This window comes from Sphingomonas beigongshangi, from assembly GCF_016820445.1.
GTDB classification, from domain to species: domain Bacteria; phylum Pseudomonadota; class Alphaproteobacteria; order Sphingomonadales; family Sphingomonadaceae; genus Sphingomonas; species Sphingomonas beigongshangi.
This window is the reverse complement of the sequence record NZ_JADHDT010000007.1, coordinates 177,746-193,788: the sequence shown is the minus strand read 5'-3', so window position 1 is coordinate 193,788 and position 16,043 is coordinate 177,746. Positions and strand designations below refer to the sequence as shown.

Annotated in this window: 15 protein-coding genes and 2 tRNA genes; 9 read left to right on the top strand and 8 right to left on the bottom strand. The window is 67.2% G+C overall.

What is annotated here, in order from left to right; translation table 11 throughout:
• Window positions 1–167 precede the first annotated feature (167 nt).
• The 4 genes from IQ292_RS14035 (at window position 168) to IQ292_RS14020 (ending at window position 1,824) form a co-directional block, all read left to right on the top strand.
• Window positions 168–350 (top strand): hypothetical protein, encoded by a 183-nt coding sequence (locus IQ292_RS14035; RefSeq protein WP_203310936.1) that lies wholly within the window; start codon window positions 168–170, stop codon window positions 348–350.
• Window positions 350–658: a cell division protein ZapA gene (locus IQ292_RS14030; protein WP_203310935.1), complete on the top strand. Its 309-nt coding sequence runs from the start codon at window positions 350–352 to the stop codon at window positions 656–658. The genes IQ292_RS14035 and IQ292_RS14030 overlap by 1 nt, the downstream gene beginning before the upstream one ends.
• A 426-nt stretch (window positions 659–1,084) precedes the next feature.
• Window positions 1,085–1,621, top strand: coding sequence for a 5-formyltetrahydrofolate cyclo-ligase (locus tag IQ292_RS14025; RefSeq protein WP_203310934.1), 537 nt, complete (start codon window positions 1,085–1,087; stop codon window positions 1,619–1,621).
• On the top strand, window positions 1,618–1,824 hold the full coding sequence (locus IQ292_RS14020) for a DUF2842 domain-containing protein (protein ID WP_308814237.1): 207 nt from the start codon (window positions 1,618–1,620) through the stop codon (window positions 1,822–1,824). The genes IQ292_RS14025 and IQ292_RS14020 overlap by 4 nt, the downstream gene beginning before the upstream one ends.
• Window positions 1,825–2,045: 221 nt before the next feature.
• Here IQ292_RS14020 and IQ292_RS14015 read toward each other — a convergent pair.
• The 4 genes from IQ292_RS14015 to IQ292_RS14000 all read right to left on the bottom strand — a co-directional run bounded on the left by IQ292_RS14015 (window position 2,046) and on the right by IQ292_RS14000 (window position 5,379).
• A tRNA-Asp gene (locus IQ292_RS14015) sits at window positions 2,046–2,122 on the bottom strand.
• A gap of 64 nt (window positions 2,123–2,186) precedes the next feature.
• Window positions 2,187–2,263: transfer RNA gene (locus IQ292_RS14010), tRNA-Asp, on the bottom strand.
• Between the two features lie 69 nt (window positions 2,264–2,332).
• On the bottom strand, window positions 2,333–3,568 hold the full coding sequence (locus tag IQ292_RS14005) for an AI-2E family transporter (protein WP_203310933.1): 1,236 nt from the start codon (window positions 3,566–3,568) through the stop codon (window positions 2,333–2,335).
• Between the two features lie 65 nt (window positions 3,569–3,633).
• A complete protein-coding gene (locus tag IQ292_RS14000) occupies window positions 3,634–5,379 on the bottom strand; it encodes a class I adenylate-forming enzyme family protein (protein ID WP_203310932.1) in 1,746 nt (581 codons plus the stop codon).
• A gap of 110 nt (window positions 5,380–5,489) precedes the next feature.
• Between IQ292_RS14000 and IQ292_RS13995 the strand changes: the two genes are divergently transcribed.
• The 5 genes from IQ292_RS13995 to IQ292_RS13975 all read left to right on the top strand — a co-directional run bounded on the left by IQ292_RS13995 (window position 5,490) and on the right by IQ292_RS13975 (window position 12,177).
• Window positions 5,490–6,716, top strand: a complete 1,227-nt coding sequence (locus IQ292_RS13995; RefSeq protein WP_420853697.1) for a serine hydrolase domain-containing protein — start codon at window positions 5,490–5,492, stop codon at window positions 6,714–6,716.
• A 25-nt stretch (window positions 6,717–6,741) separates the two neighbouring features.
• The gene (locus tag IQ292_RS13990; RefSeq protein WP_203310930.1) at window positions 6,742–8,754 is read left to right on the top strand and encodes a 3-hydroxyacyl-CoA dehydrogenase NAD-binding domain-containing protein; all 2,013 of its coding nucleotides are present in this window, start codon (window positions 6,742–6,744) and stop codon (window positions 8,752–8,754) included.
• 53 nt (window positions 8,755–8,807) lie between these two features.
• A complete protein-coding gene (locus IQ292_RS13985; RefSeq protein ID WP_203311045.1) occupies window positions 8,808–9,998 on the top strand; it encodes an acyl-CoA dehydrogenase family protein in 1,191 nt (396 codons plus the stop codon).
• 134 nt (window positions 9,999–10,132) lie between these two features.
• A complete protein-coding gene (locus tag IQ292_RS13980; RefSeq protein ID WP_203310929.1) occupies window positions 10,133–11,260 on the top strand; it encodes an acyl-CoA dehydrogenase family protein in 1,128 nt (375 codons plus the stop codon).
• Window positions 11,260–12,177, top strand: a complete 918-nt coding sequence (locus IQ292_RS13975) for an acyl-CoA thioesterase (protein ID WP_203310928.1) — start codon at window positions 11,260–11,262, stop codon at window positions 12,175–12,177. Before IQ292_RS13980 ends, IQ292_RS13975 begins: the two co-directional genes overlap by 1 nt.
• 10 nt (window positions 12,178–12,187) lie before the next feature.
• Here the strand turns inward: IQ292_RS13975 and IQ292_RS13970 are convergent, their stop codons facing one another.
• The 4 genes from IQ292_RS13970 to IQ292_RS13955 form a co-directional block, all read right to left on the bottom strand.
• A complete protein-coding gene (locus IQ292_RS13970; protein ID WP_238941100.1) occupies window positions 12,188–13,300 on the bottom strand; it encodes an energy transducer TonB in 1,113 nt (370 codons plus the stop codon).
• A 36-nt stretch (window positions 13,301–13,336) separates the two neighbouring features.
• The gene (locus IQ292_RS13965; protein ID WP_203310927.1) at window positions 13,337–14,137 is read right to left on the bottom strand and encodes an SDR family NAD(P)-dependent oxidoreductase; all 801 of its coding nucleotides are present in this window, start codon (window positions 14,135–14,137) and stop codon (window positions 13,337–13,339) included.
• Entirely contained in the window at window positions 14,137–14,898 is a 762-nt protein-coding gene (locus IQ292_RS13960) for an SDR family oxidoreductase (protein WP_203310926.1), read from the bottom strand. The genes IQ292_RS13965 and IQ292_RS13960 overlap by 1 nt, the downstream gene beginning before the upstream one ends.
• An 82-nt stretch (window positions 14,899–14,980) precedes the next feature.
• Window positions 14,981–16,033 carry a phosphotransferase family protein gene (locus IQ292_RS13955; protein ID WP_203310925.1) on the bottom strand — a complete coding sequence of 351 codons (1,053 nt, stop codon included), beginning with the start codon at window positions 16,031–16,033 and terminating at the stop codon, window positions 14,981–14,983.
• Between the last annotated feature and the right edge of the window lie 10 nt (window positions 16,034–16,043).

The window sequence follows — 16,043 nt, the reverse complement described above, 5'->3', positions numbered from 1 at the left end:
TGTCAACCGGCGCCGGCCCGTCGCGGGTCATTATGGGTCATGCGAAGGGACGGACGCTCGCGGCCGCATGCCCGACGCCTCGCATCTTCGCGCAAATCCCCCCACCCGTCGCCGCACGCGCGATTGCCCGCTTGCCGCCACCGGGAAGCGCGCCTACCTCCCTCGAAATGCCCGACGATCCTTCCGCCGTAGACCGTATCGACGCCGCCATCGCCAGGATCGAGGCGGCGATCGACGCGCGCGCGCGCGCCGGCGACGCGCTTGCCCGCCGCCATGCCGCGCTCAAGGCACGGATGGCGGAAGCGGTCAGCGCGCTCGACGAGGTGATCGCCCGGGGCACCGCCGCCTGATGGCGCAGGTCACGCTCGACATCGGCGGCCGCCAGCATGCCATCGCCTGTCGCGACGGCGAGGAGGCGCGCCTGACGCAGCTCGGCCGGATGGTCGCGGAGCTGTGGCCGGCCGGCCTGCGCGCCGCCGCGAACATCCCCGGCGAGCGCGCGATGCTGTTCGTCGCCCTGATGCTGGCTGACGCGCTCGACGAGAGCCGCAATCGCGCGCCCGAGGGCGCGGCGGTCAGCGAGGCCGCGCTCGCCCGCATCGCCGATCGTCTCGAAGCGCTTGCGGATGCCCTTGAGCAGACGCCGCCGAGCGCCTAGATAGGTGGGCGGCGGGTTCTGCCCGGTACGAGCCTTGATAATCCCTGAGGCTATTCTTCATCCACGGGGGCTGTCCCTGCCCAGGCCCTGGCCTGACGCACATGGTCCCCACCTGACGTATTGGGCGTCGGTGGATATGATGGCAAACGGCCACGGCGGTCCCGCCACCCGCCCCCTGATCCCGCACCGCGATGGCGGACATGATGCAGGCTCTTCCTCTCAGAATGAGATATCGATCCGTGTCGCCACGATCCGTGGCGCGTTACGCGCCGATCGGCGGCATCGCGGACTATGGACCGTCGCGGCGATGACGGCGCACATGCGAACGGCAGGGACAGGGTGGGCGACGCCGCGCACGGCGCACGGCAGCGGTCGCTCGGGGCCGCGTCCGGCGCGCGCGGGCGCCTCGGGCCCGACGACGCCGGCATGACCGACAAGCGAGCGCTTCGAGCCCGTCTGCGCGCCGTCCGCGACGGCTTCGCGCGGAATGGCGTCGTTTCGCCCTCGCCTGCTTTCCTGGCGCGTCTGTCGCCGGGCCTGACGCTCGCCAGCTACGTGCCGGTCGGCAGCGAGGCCAACCCCCTCCCCCTCGTCCATGCCGCTTTGGCCGCGGGTTGCGTCGTCGTGCTGCCGCATGTCGTGGATCGCATCTCCCCGATCCGGTTCCTCGCCTGGGATGCGGATTCCCCGCTCGTCGCCGGCCCGTTCGGCCTGCGCCAGCCTGCCGATTCGTCGCATGAGGGCACGCCCGACATCATCCTGACGCCCCTCGTCGGCTTCGACCGCCGCGGCAATCGCCTGGGTCAGGGCGCCGGCCACTATGATCGCGCCTTCGCCCGGCATCCGCATGCGTGGCGAATCGGCGTCGCCTGGTCCGTCCAGGAGACGGCGGCGCTGGCCCCCGACCCATGGGACGTGCCACTGCACGCCATCGTCACCGAATCGGAGTGGATAGTCCCGTGACCCCGACCTGGCGCAAGCCCGCCGGCATGTTCGCCATTCTGGCGCTGATCGCGATCTGGTGCGTCGTCATCGCCAGCCTGTCGCCGGTCGTCGGCGGCTGGGCATGGTGGCTGCAACTGCCCTTCTATCTCGTCACCGGGATCGTCTGGATCGCACCGCTCAAGCCGCTGCTGCGCTGGATGGAGACGGGCCGCTGGCGCTGACGCGCCTGTACTTTTCGCTTGATCTGTGTTAAGAGACTGCCGGGGCCGAGCGCCCTTGTTTCTCACCCCGGGCCGGGGATCTGAATAGGACGCGTCGTCATCAGGCGGACGGGCGCCCTGTATCCGCGCGGCTCCCCATGGCGACCGCGAAACGGCCAAACGTGTGCGACTTTTGTGACCTTCCGGAAACAATCCGGAAACAAACGCCCTCTTCTGGGGCGTGGCGCGAGTGACGGGGCTCGAACCCGCGACCTCCGGCGTGACAGGCCGGCGCTCTAACCAACTGAGCTACACCCGCGTGTACGACACGCGGCGCATGGCGCTATGCGTTTTCTCGGCAGATCCGGCCACCTCGTGAGAGGTGGCGCGAGTGACGGGGCTCGAACCCGCGACCTCCGGCGTGACAGGCCGGCGCTCTAACCAACTGAGCTACACCCGCTTGGAAGCGTTGAGGCGCGCCGACTAGGCGATGGTCGCAGGGGTGTCAACGGCCTATTCTTCAGGAGGCCTATTCTTCGCTAGCGTCGTCGACACGTTCGTTTCTCCGCCGCCGCGCGCGTTCCTGATGCACCAGCGTGCCATGCTCGAAGAGGAATCCGGCGATGTCGGGCTTGCCCGCCGCGCCGATCACCGTCTGGATGATGATCAGCAGCGGTACCGCCAGCAGCGCGCCTGCCGTCCCCCACACCCAGCCCCAGAAGCTGAGCGAGACGAGGATCATCAGGGGGCTGATCGTCAGCCGGTGTCCGACGATCAGCGGGGTGATTGCATTCGCCTCGACCAGGTGACAGCCGATCATGACCGCCGGCGGCAGCATCGCGACCCAGATGTCGGTGAAGGTCATCATGCCGCCCACCGCCAGCAGGAACGCCGCCAGGATCGGGCCGAAATAGGGGACGTAGTTGAGCAGGGTCACGATCCCGCCCCACATCAGCGGCGATGGCATGCCGATGAAGTAGAGCGCGGCCGCGACGACGCAGCCGAGCGTGATGTTGATCAGCGTGATCGTGCCCAGATAGGCCGATACGTCGTCGACCACGTCCTGAATGACACGTGCGGTCGCCATCGCCCCGTCGAAGCTGGTCCGCCCGGTGATCGTCCGGCGGCGCATGCGCGTCCAGCCCGACAGGAAGAAGAAGACGATCAGGACGCCGAAGAAGAACTGGATGATCACCGTCGGCGCCGAGGTCGCGGCGAGTTCCAGGATCGAACTGGGCGGCGACACCGCGGCGGTCTGCGGCTGGCGCGGCGGCGCGGAGGCGATCTGCCGGAACAGCTTGTTCACCGACTTCTCGAGCGTCGAATAGAGGTCGAGCAGAGGCGACAGATTGTGCTGGATGCGCATGATCCGGCTGGGCAGCAGCTGAAAGAAGTCGGTGGCGGGCACCACGATCGCCGCGATCGCGACGTTGGCGACCAGCAGGAAGACCAGGACGCACAGCAGCGCCGCGAGCGCCGACGGCAGGCGCCGCCGCTCCAGCCATTCCAGTACCGGCACCAGCGCGATCGCGATGACCAGCGCGGCGGTCAGCGGGAGGAAGAATTCGGCGCCGGACTTGAGCGCGAAGGGGATGCCCGCGACCAGCCCGATGCCCGCGATCAGCGTCAGCGCGGCAAGCAGCCGGTCGCGCCGCTGCGCGATCCTGCCGATCTCGTCGCGCCCCGGGACCAGCGGCGCGCCCAGCGCCGCTTCGTCCTCCGGGGAGAGGGCGGGTTGGCGGACGGGCACGGGGTCGTCGATCATGGGACTGCTCTAGCGCATTTTTCCGCTACGCAACCCTGCTTCTTGCATCGTCCGCGGCGCTCGCGTCAGGCAGCCGCGGCACGGTCGGCGAACAGCGTCTTGAGCGTGGTCTTCAGGATCTTGCCGTTGGCGTTGCGCGGCAGCGGTTCTGGCAGGAAGCGGATCGCGACCGGCACCTTGAACGCGGCGAGGCGCTCGCGCACCCAGGCCTGCAGTTCCGCCTCGGTCGCGACGCAGCCGGGACACAGATGGACCACCGCCACCGGCTCCTCGCCCAGCACGCGGTGCGGAATGCCGACCAGCGCGGCGTCGGTCACCGACGGATGGGCATAGAGGACATTCTCGACCTCGATCGAATAGATGTTCTCGCCGCCGCGGATAACCATGTCCTTCGCCCGGTCGGCGATGAACAGGAAGCCCTCTTCGTCGAGGCGGGCAAGGTCGCCGGTGCGCACCCAGCCGTCGACGAAGGTCGCCGCCGTCGCCTCGGGCTTGTTCCAATAGCCCTTCACGACCATCGGCCCGCGCGCCCACAATTCGCCGATCTCGCCCGGCGGCAGCGCGGTGACGCCGTCCTCGCCACGGATCTGCAGGTCGGCGGTCGCGACAGGGGCGCCGGCGCTGTCGGGGCGGTTGAGATAATCCTCGCCGCCGTGCTGCGTCACCGTCGCCATCGTCTCGGTCATGCCCCAGCCGTTGCCGGGCAGCGCGCCGAACTCCTCATGGATGCGCCGGACCAGTTCGGGCGCGGACGGCGCCCCGCCATAGGCGATCGTCTCGAGCGAGGAGAGATCGTATTGGCCGCGGTCGGGATGCTCGAGCAGCTGCCAGGCGATCGTCGGCACGCCGCCGGTCATCGTCACCCGCTCGCGCTCGATCAGCGCCAGCGCCTGGCCCGCGTCCCATTTGCGCATCATGACGAGCGTCGAGCCGCTGGCGACCATGCCCATCAGCCCGGCCGAGCAACCGGTGACATGGAACAGCGGGATGACGCCGAGCGAGACGCGCGGCGCGGGCTCGGGCGGCATCTCGCCCCGGCGCAGATGGCTCCGCGCCGCGGTGAAGGCGCTCGACAGGATGTTGGTCACGATGTTGCGGTGCGTGCCCAATGCCCCCTTGGGCGCTCCCGTCGTGCCGCTGGTGTAGAAGATGGTCGCGTCGTCCTCGGGGTCGATCGCCACCGGCGGCAGCACCGTCTCCGGAAGGAAAGCCCACTCGTTGGGCGAGCCGATCACCGCTTCGAGCCGCTCGACCCCGGGGGACGGTTCGCGGCTGCGGGCGACGATGACCCCGTCGAGCGCGGGCAACGCCGGATAATGGTCTGCCAGGCGGGCATGCCGCTCCGCGTCGACGATCAGCAGCTTCGTCGCCGAGTCGGCCAGCCCGTATTCGAGCTCGGCGCCCGTCCACCAGGCATTGAGCGGCACGACGATCGCGCCGATCGCTGCCGCGGCGAAGAAGGCGACCGGCCATTCGGGCAGGTTGCGCATCGCCACGGCGACGCGATCACCCTTCCCCACCCCCGCCCCGACGAGATGCTCGGCAAGTCTCGCCGTCGCGCGGTAGAAGGCCTCGAACGTCACGCGGTCGTCCTCGAGCACTAGGAAGACCCGGTCGCCGTGCGCGCGGCTGGCCTGCAGCAGCTCGCGGATCGACGCGGGCGCGTTCTTCCAGACGCGCGTGGCCAGTCCGCGGATCGGCACCGTCTCCATCTCGAACGGGGCACCGGGCGCGGTAAGCAGCGCGGCGGCGGCGTCCATCGACATCGCCGGCCACGAGGATGGAAGGGGAACGATCGGGTCGCTGGCCATCGGTTCTGCCTCTCCTGTCGCCGCTGACAATCGCGTTTCGATGCAAGGTTACTGTTGATTTGCACGGCGCTCAAGGCGATACAAGTCCAGCTTCGAAATCAGGGTATGGGATGAGGATGATCAGCGAGAGTCCAGCGACGCATGGCTTCGACCCCGCTCGGCTGGCGGCGATCGATGCCTTCATCGCTGACCGCTATCTGGCGTCCGGCCGCCTGCCCCACGCGCAGCTCCTGATCGCCCGCGATGGGGAGATCGTCCACTTCTCCCATCAGGGCGCGGCGCGGGAGGGCGGCGCGGCGGTCGACGAGGGATCGCTGTTCCGCATCGCCTCGATGACCAAGCCGATCACGTCGCTCGCCTTCATGTTGCTCGTCGAGGAAGGCAAGGTGGCGGTCGATACGCCAGTCCACCACGTCCTCCCCGAGTTCAAGACCATCGGTGTCTACAATGGCGGTGGCGGTGGCGTGCCGTTCCTAACCCGGCCGACGTGCGAGCCGATGCGCATGCTCGACCTGCTGCGTCACACTGCCGGCCTGACCTATGGGTTCCAGAACCGATCGAACATCGACGCGGCCTATCGCGAGGGACGGATCGAAAGCTGGCACGGCAATCTGGATCTCGACGGTTTCGTCGCCGCGCTGGCGAGCCTTCCGCTGGAATTCTCCCCCGGGGAAGCGTGGAACTACTCGGTCGCCACGGACGTGCTGGGTGCCGTGATCGAGCGAGTGTCGGGGCAGGCGCTCGACGCCTTCTTTCACGACAGGATCTTCGCCCCGCTCGGCATGCACGACACCTTCTTCCAGGTGCCGGACGACAAGCTAGACCGGCTGACGGATTGCTGGACGCTCGTCGAGGGCAAGGGCCGCGTGCTGCACGACCGCGGCAGCGCCAGCGCCTGGAGCCGTCGGCCGAAGCTCCTGTCGGGTGGCGGCGGCCTGGTTTCGACCGCACTGGATTACCATCGTTTCTGCCGCCTCTGCGAAAATGGCGGCACGCTGGACGGCGCCCGCCTCGTCGGCCGCAAAACGCTCGATCTCATGACGATGAATCACCTGCCGGGCGGGAAGGACCTGTCGAGCTTGTCGCGGTCGCTGTTCAGCGAGACACAGAATGCAGGCACGGGGTTCGGCCTCGGTTTCGCCGTGACGCAGGATGTCGCGCGAACGATGATGCCGGGATCGAAGGGGGAATATTACTGGGGCGGCATGTTCTCAACCGCCTTCTTCATCGACCCGGTCGAGCGGCTGCATATGGTGTTCATGACCCAGCTGAGCCCGTCCGGGCTGTACCCGATCCGGCGTGAACTCAAGACAATGATCTACGCCGCTCTCAACTGATCCAAGACCTTCTGGAGCCTTTGCCATGTCCTCGCCGATCCGCACCGAACGCCACGACGACGTCCTCCTCGTCATCTCCGACAACCCGCCGGTCAACGCACTGGGCGCTGCGGTACGACAGGGCCTGGAAGCAGCGATCAAGGAGGGCGAGGCGGACGATTCGATCACGGCGATGGTGATCCGCTGCGATGGCCGCACCTTCTTCGCCGGTGCCGACATCACCGAGTTCGGCAAGCCTCCCGTCGAGCCAATGTTGCCGGCGGTGGTCGATATGATCGAGGCATGCACCAAGCCCGTGGTCGCGGCGATCCACGGCACCGCCCTCGGCGGCGGCTGCGAGGTGGCGCTCGGCTGCCACTATCGCGTCGCGGTGCCGTCCGCGAAGCTCGGTACGCCGGAGGTGAAGCTGGGCCTGCTGCCGGGCGCAGGCGGCACGCAGCGGCTGCCTCGGCTGGCCGGCGTGCCGCTCGCGCTCGAGATGACGGCAAAGGGCGATCCGATCTCCGCGAAGAAGGCCGAAGCCGCCGGGCTGATCGACAAGATCGTCGGCGAAGACAGCCTGGAGGCGGACGCCATCGCCTTCGCCCGCGAAGTCGCCGCCAAGCGTCCGATCCCCCGCGCCTCCGACAAGAGCGCACAGGCCGATCCCGCCGCCGTCGAAGCGTTTCGTAAGGACAATGCCCGGCGCTTCCGCGGCTTCGAGGCGCCTGCCGCCAATATCGCCTGTGTCGTCAAGGCGACCGAAGTCCCGTTTTCCGAAGGCATCGCATTTGAACGCGCCGAGTTCATGAAGCTGATGATGGGTACGCAGTCCGCCGCGCAGCGCCACATCTTCTTCGCGGAGCGCCAGGCGGCCAAGATCGACGACATCTCCGCCGATATCGTACTGCGCCCGATCAATCGCGTCGGGGTCATCGGCGCGGGGACGATGGGCGGCGGTATCGCGATGAACTTCCTGTCGGCCGGCATCCCCGTGACCATCGTCGAAATGGCACAGGAGGCGCTTGACCGCGGCACCGGCGTCATCCGCAAGAACTACGAAGCCACCGCCGCCAAAGGGCGCATGAAGCCGGAGCAGGTCGACGGCGCCATGAACGCGTTGTCGCCGACGCTCGACTTCGAGACCTTGCGCGAGTGCGACCTGATCATCGAGGCCGTGTACGAGAATATGGACGTGAAGAAGGACATTTTCGCGCGGCTCGACGGCATCGCCAAGAATGGCGCGATCCTGGCATCCAACACCTCCTACCTCGACATCGACGAGATCGCGGCCTGCACCAAGCGCCCCGGAGATGTGGTGGGCATGCACTTCTTCTCGCCTGCCAACGTCATGAAGCTGCTCGAGGTGGTGCGCGGCGCCAAGACGGCGCCCGATGTGCTGGCCACGGTCATGGCCCTGGCCAAAAAGATCAGGAAAGTCGCGGTGGTCGCCGGCGTCACCTATGGATTCATCGGCAACCGCATGCTGATGCCGCGGCAGGTCGAGGCGAACAAGCTGCTGCTGGAGGGCGCGACTCCCGAGCAGATCGACCGCGTCCATGTCGCTTTCGGCATGCCGATGGGGCCGTTCCAGATGGCGGATCTGGCGGGTGTCGACATCGGCTGGCACCGCGATCCCAACCGTATCGAGAATATCCGCGACGCGCTGGCGGCGGAAGGCCGTTGGGGTCAGAAGAAGCAGGCCGGATTCTACGACTATGACGAGAAGCGGAACCCGACCCCCTCGCCCCGTGTCGCCGAAATCATCCAGGAGTGGCGCGACAAGACGGGGACACCGCAGCATGAGGTCACGGACGAGGAGATCGTCGAGCGGACGCTGTACCCGATGGTCAACGAAGGCGCACTGATCCTTGAAGAAGGTAAGGCACAGCGCGCGTCGGACGTCGATGTCGTCTGGATCTATGGCTACGGCTGGCCCGTCTACCGCGGCGGACCGATGTTCTGGGCCAAGACCGAGGGCTATGAAAAGGTCGTCGCGGGCCTGGAAAAGCATGGCTTCGCCGTGGCGCAGAGCCTGAAGAGCGGCACCATCAAGTAAGCCAATCACGTGCCCGTCACTTGCCTAGAGCAGAGTTGGCGAAAGGGAACAGGATCATGACCGACCTCGAGACTTTCCGTACCGAAACGCGCGCATGGCTGGATGCGAACTGCCCTCCCGAGATGCGCGAGGCCATCCGTTCCGATGCCGACGTCTGCTGGGGCGGCCGGCGCTACGATCCCTCGGTCAATCCCGCGCAGGCTAAATGGCTGAAGGTCATGGCGGACCGTGGCTGGACCGTTCCGGATTGGCCCAAGGAATATGGCGGCGGCGGCCTTACGGCGGCCGAGACCAAGGTGCTGCGGGAGGAGATGGCGGCGATACGGGCGCGCATTCCGCTCAGTTCGTTCGGGATTTCGATGCTCGGGCCGGCGCTGCTGAAATATGGCAGCGAGGCCCAGAAACTGGAGCATCTACCGAAGATCGCGCGCGGCGAGATCCGCTGGTGCCAGGGCTATTCCGAACCCAATGCGGGCAGCGACCTCGCCGGTCTCGCGACAAGCGCGGAGGATGCCGGCGATCATTATGTGGTCAACGGGCAGAAGGTATGGACCAGCTACGCCGACAAGGCCGACTGGATCTTCTGCCTGGTGCGCACCAGCAAGGCATCCAAGCAGGGCGGCATCAGCTTCGTTCTGTTCGACATGGAAACGCCGGGAGTTTCGACCAAGCCGATCCTGCTGATCAGCGGCTATTCGCCCTTCTGCGAGACCTTCTTCGACAATGTGAAGGTGCCCAAGGCGAATCGCGTGCATGGGGAGAACAAGGGCTGGGATGTTGCCAAATACCTGCTCGGGCACGAGCGGGAGATGATCAGTGGCATGGGACTGGCAAGCGGGGGCCGCAACCCGCTGATCGAGGGCGCAATTGCGACCGTTGGTCTCGACCATGACGGGCGGCTGGCGGATCCCGTGCTGCGGAGCCAGATCGCCTTGTTTGAGGTCCGCGCCCGCGCCTTCGGATCGATGAGCGAGCGGTTCATTGACGAACTAAAGGCCGGCCGTGCGCATCCCGCGCAGCCGAGCATGATGAAATACGTCGGGACGGAGCTCAACAAGGATCGCCACGAGCTGATGATGGCGGCGGGTGGATCGGACGCGCTCGAATGGGAAAGCGAGGCCTCCAACCACGGCGCGGGCGCCCGCGCCTGGCTGCGCACCAAGGCCAATTCCATCGAGGGCGGGACTAGCGAGATCCAGCTCAACATCATCGCCAAGCGCATCCTGGAGTTGCCGGGCGCGTAACGACGCCCCCCTTCGGGACCCAATGGACAGAAGCCGCGCAGCGGCGAACGGCTGAGGGCGGGGTCGCGATCTACCCGCGTCGACCCGCCCTCACCCACCCCCCTCCCGGCGAGGAGGGGGCCAAGGAGAAGACGATGCCTCTCTATCTCAACGACGAACAGACGATGCTGCGCGATACGGCCAGGGAGTTCGTCGCCGAACACGCTCCCGTCTCGCATCTGCGATCCCTGCGCGACGCGGACGATCCCACGGGCTTCTCTCGCGACCTGTGGAAGCAATTCGCGGAGATGGGTTTCACCGGCATCCTCGTCGGCGAAGATCATGGCGGCATGGGCCTCGGTCATGTCGAGGCAGGAGTCGTGCTGGAGGAGATCGGCCGCAACCTGTCGCCATCGCCGTTCCTCGCCACCGCAGTCGCCGCGGTCGAGGCATTGAAGGGCAGCGCGCAGGCGAATGCATGGTTACCGCGTATCGTCGCGGGCGATACCGTCGCGGCATTGGCGATCGATGAGGGTCCCAAGCATCGTTCCTCGATCGCGATGAAGGCGGAGCGGGCGGGCAATGGTTTCCGCTTGTCGGGCACCAAGCAGTTCGTCGCGCATGGCCATGTCGCGGACTTGCTGATCGTGGCGGCCCGCACGTCTGGACGTGCCGACGACGAAGGCGGCGTCACCATGTTTGCCGTGCCGCGCGACGCCGCCGGCCTTTCCGCCACGCCCGAACGACTGACCGATGCCAGCCTTGCGGCGCGGCTGACGTTCGATGGCGTGATGGTGGATGCCGACGCCGTCATCGGCGAGGTCGATGCGGGCCGCGACCCCTTGAACCGTTTGCTCCGGGCGGGACGGACGGGCGCCGCGGCGGAGCTGATCGGCGTCGGTGGCGGTGCCATGGACATGACCATAGGCTACCTCAAGCAGCGCAAGCAGTTCGGCGTGCCGATCGGCGGCTTCCAGGCGCTCCAGCACCGCGCAGCCCACCTCTACAGCGAGATGGAGGTCGCGCGGGCCGCCGTGCTCAAGGCGCAGCAGCTGCTCGATGCCGGCAGCGACGCTGCGGATGAAGCGGTGTCGGTAGCCAAGGCGATGAGTGGGATGGCGACGACGCTCTCCGTTCAGGAGGCGGTGCAGATGCATGGTGGCATCGGCATGACGGATGAGTATGACGTCGGCTTCTACATGAAGCGGGCCCGCGTGCTCGCTGAGATGTTCGGCGACATCGGCTTCCATGCCGACCGCCTGGCAAGGAATGCGGGATATTGATGAAAGAAGACCCCCTCTCTTCCGATCTCGGGCCGCCCCAGAAGTCGCCTGAGGAACTCGCAGCGATGCTGGTGGCGCTGCTCGATGTCGAGGAGATCGACACCGATCTGTATCGTGGCGCGCGCCAGCCGGGCGGCCGCGGTCGCGTCTTTGGCGGACAGGTCATCGCCCAAGCCTTGCAGGCGGCGCAGCGGTCGGTGGCGGGCAAGGACGCGCACTCCCTCCACGCCTATTTCATGCGGCCCGGGGATGAGGACTTCCCGATCATCTTTCGCGTCATCCGCGACTTCGAGGGACGCAGCTTCGCCACCCGCCGGGTGGTCGCCTTGCAGAAGGGGCAGCCGATCCTCAATCTCGCCGCGTCGTTCCAGGTGCAGGAAGATGGCTTGCATCACCAGGACGCAATGCCCGACGTGCCCCCGCCCGAGGCGCTCAAGTCCGAACGCGAGCTGCGCCTCGCCATCGCCGACCAGGTGCCGGAGAAGATTCGCGCCTTCTTCCTGCGCCGCCAAAACGCGATCGAGATGCGTCCGCTCTATCCGCGCAGCTGGTTCCAGCCGGAAAAGCGGGAGCCGACCAATGCGGCGTGGTTCCGCGTCGCCGCGCCGATCGGCGACGATCCGACGCTTCATCGTGCCGCGCTGGCCTATGCGTCGGACATGGCCTTGATGGCGACGTCGATGATGCCGCACGGCGTCAACTGGCTGATGCCGGACATGCAATGCGCCAGCCTGGATCATGCGCTATGGCTGCACGAACCGTTCCGCGCCGACGACTGGCTGCTCTACGTCACCGACAGCCCCTGGGCTGGGCATGCGCGCGGCATGAACCGAGGCAGTATCTTAACACGCGATGGCCGGCTGGTCGCCAGCGTCGCGCAGGAGGGGCTGATCCGCCAGCGCAGCCCGAAGGGTTGAGCGAGGCCGGTCAGTCGGGCGGCGGCAACCGATCTGTCCCGGTCAGCAGCACGGCCTCGCCATGCTCGCCGGACCGGCCCATCCGGTAACGCACCCGCTCGGTGCAGCCGACATAGCCCGGTCCCGGTCGGAAGGTCGCGGCGCGCAGCATATTTTCGGCGGCAGTGCCGAAGTCCGCGGTCGGCTCCGCGACCTTCGCATGGACGTTGCCGATCTCACCCCAGGGGGCAACATCGTAGGTCACGATCGCCCATCCCTCGATGCTGCGCGCCTGATAATTCGGCGGATAGGCGAAACGCGGTGCCCGATCCCAGACATGGTCCTTCGGACAGGTCGCCGCCGCCGGCCGCCAGTCCTCCTCCATCGGCGGGGCTGGCGCGGGCAGGATCGCTGGCCCCTTGAAGTAGCCATAGGTACAGCCGGTGTGGGCCCCCTTTTCGAAGCGGGAGCGCGCCACGGCGGCGCGTCCGGCGGTGTCGAGCGCGGACGCACCATCGCCACCGATCGTCCGGACCCGGCGAGGCTTGCCACCTGGTGACAGGTCGAACCCTATCATCGTCCAGCTGTGGTATCCGGGCTGATCGGGCAACCGCTTGAAATCCGGGAAGGCGCGCAGCAGCGCGGCGGGGGCGGGATCGCCGCAATCGCCACCGGCGTGGATGCGATCCCACAAGCTGCGCGGAGGATTGCTGCGCGGCGTCATGAAGGTCGCCATGACATCGCCAAGGGGGGCGCTCGACACCGGGATGAGATCCGGCGTGAAGGTCAGAACGCAGCCGCGCCGTTTATGGCCGGGCACAAACCGCGCGGCGGCGAGTGCGGGCGCCAGATCGTCGGCATCGGGAATGAAGTCCTTGTTCCGCCTGGTAATGGAAAGCGGCCGACCGGCGGCATCGATCCGGAAGTCGATCGTCAGGGACAGGCGATTGCCGGAGTAATAGACGGTGGTGCGGCGCGGCTCCGCAGCCCGCGCTGGCGCCTGGGGTCCGCCTTCCTTGCACAATACCGGACTTGCGACCCAGTCGAGCAGCCACTCTCCCCTAAGTGGCACCGGCGGCGCGGGCGGCGCGGAAGCGGCGGACTGCACGGCGGCCGCGATGGCAGCGACGAGGATTATGGTCATCACAGCATCCTGCGCGCCGATGGTGACGGCATCAAGTCAAACGGCGGTCTTGCCATACTCCTGCCGGGTCACCGGATGGCTGGTCGAAAGCCCCCCGTCTACGACGAGCGCATGGCCGTTGACGTAGCTCGCGGCATCCGAGGCGAGAAAGGCGATGGCCTCCGCCAATTCTTCGGGCTGAGCCCCGCGGCGCAGCGGATTGAGCCGGCCCACGCGGTCGAGCTTGCCTGCGTCACGGGCATAGTCGAACGTCGGCTGCGTCATGCCCGTCTCCGTCAGTCCGGGACAGACCGCATTGACCCGGACGTTGCTGCCCGACAGCTGCTGTGCCGATACCTGCGCCAGATTGATGACGCCCGCCTTGGAGGCGGAATAGGCGGGAGAGCCGGCACCCGAACGGAGCCCGGCGACGCTGGCGGTCAGGACGATCGCACCGCCGCCACGCTCGGCGATCCGCGGCGCGGCATGCTTGACGGCAAGAAACGGTCCGATCAGGTTAACGCGGAGCACCTCCGTGATCAGCGCGACGTCGGTATCGAAGAGGTTGGCGAGGCCGCCGGAAATGCCGGCATTGGCGACCATGACGTCCAGGCCGCCGAACCGGTCGCAGGCCAGCGCGATCGCGCGGATCACGTCCTCCTCGCGCCCGGCGTCGATCCGGATCGCCTGCGCCGCGCCGCCAGCCTCCGCGATCAGGGCGGCGGTCTCCTCCGCGCCGTCGGTCATGTCGGCGACGACGACCCGAGCTCCCTCGGCGGCGAAGAGGCGTGCGGCCGCGCGGCCGATCCCGGAGCCGGCGCCGGTGACGACGATCGACTTGTCATGAAAGCGCGCCATCAGATCGTCACCCCACCGTCGACGACGAGCGCCTGCCCGGTCATGTAGCGACTGGCGTCCGAGGCGAGATAGACGATCGCACCCGCGATATCGATGGGATCGCCAAGGCGGCGGAGCGGTGTGTGCCGGCTGGAGCGTGCCTCCGCCTCCGGCGTATCCCAGAGCGCGCGGGCGAAGTCGGTCTTGATCAGGCCCGGCGCGACGCAGTTCACCCGGACATTGTCGGGACCGTATTCCACCGCATAGTTGCGGGCGAGCTGGAAGTCGGCCGCCTTGGAGACGTTATAGGCGCCGATCACGTCCGAGCCCCTGAGCCCGCCGATCGACGAGACGATGACGATCGAGCCTGCGCGACGCTCCCGCATCTCAGGTGCGACCATCTGGATCAGCCAGTGGTTGGAGAGGATGTTGTTGTCGAGGATCTTGCGAAACTGGTCGTCGGCGATGCCGGCGAGCGGCCCGTAATAGGGGTTGGACGCGGCGTTGCAGACCAGTACGTCGATCCGCCCCCAGGCGGCGCGGGTGCGGTCGACCAGCGTCTGGAGCGCGCCCTTGTCGGAGATGCTGGCGGCGATGGCGACGGCGCGGCCCGGACCGAATTCCGCCTCGATCTCCGCCACCACGGCCTCGCAGGCATCCTGCTTGCGACTGGAGATGACCACCCGCGCGCCCTGGCGGACGAGCTCGATGGCGCTGGCCTTGCCGATGCCGCGGCTGGAGCCGGTGACGATGGCGACCTTGTCGGTCAGGTCGAACAACATAGAGCTTGACTTTCCTGAAAGGTCACAAAGGTCACGGTGTTTACAACGAATCCCACCTAAGACATGGTGGTAGAAATGCCCATCAAGCGCCCGCCTGCTCAGCAAAATGCCAACTTGCCGCCGCGAGACGGTAGACCTGCGCCGCGGAGCGTTCCGCCTGAGCGCTGGACGCGGTGCCGTCGACGATCCGCTTCTTGATCCCCTGCACGATGCCGGTGAGGCGGAAGAGGTTATAGGCGAAATACCAATTCAGGTCGGGGACGCCGTCACGTCCCGTCGCCGTGCAATAGCGCGCGACCATGTCTTCGATCGTGGGGATGCCGGTTTCCGGACCGGTCTGTCCCTTCACCCCCGAACGCCCCTCCGGCTCGGTCACCCAGCTCATGAGGAAATAGGAGAAGTCCGCGAGCGGATCGCCGAGCGTCGACAATTCCCAGTCCAGCACCGCGACCACCCGCGGCTCCGTCGCGTGGAAAATCATGTTGTCGATGCGATAGTCGCCGTGCACGATCGACGTGCGCGTCTGGTCGGGCACGGTCAGGGGCAGCCACGCGATCAGCCGCTCGACCTCCGGCATGGTCTCCGTCTCGCTGGCGCGGTATTGCCGCGTCCACCGTTCGACCTGGCGGGCGAAGTAATTGCCGGGCTTGCCATAGTCGCCGAGGCCCGCCGTCTGGAAATCGGTGGTGTGGAGCGCGGCGAGCGTATCGACCATCGCATTGTAGACGCCGGTGCGCTGATCCGGCGTATAGCCCGGCAGCGTCCCGTCCCATAGATTGCGCCCCTCCACCAGCGCCATGACGTAGAAGACCGCGCCGATGACGTCTTCGTCCTCGCACAGGGCATAAGGGCGGGCGACAGGGAAGCCGGTGGGGTACAAGCCCGCGATCAGGCGATATTCGCGGTCCACCGCATGGGCGGAGGGCAGCAGCTTGCCGAAGGGCTTGCGACGCAGGACATAGGCGCCCGACGGGCTGTCGAGCCGATAGGTCGGATTGGACTGGCCGCCAGCGAACTTGGCGTAGCGAAGCGGGCCGGTGAAGCCGGCGACGTTCGCCTCCATCCACGCGGACAGTCGGTCGAGGTCGAGGCGATCCTTGTCCGCCACGGGGATGATGCTGGGTGCTTCGGTCATACGTCGGGTC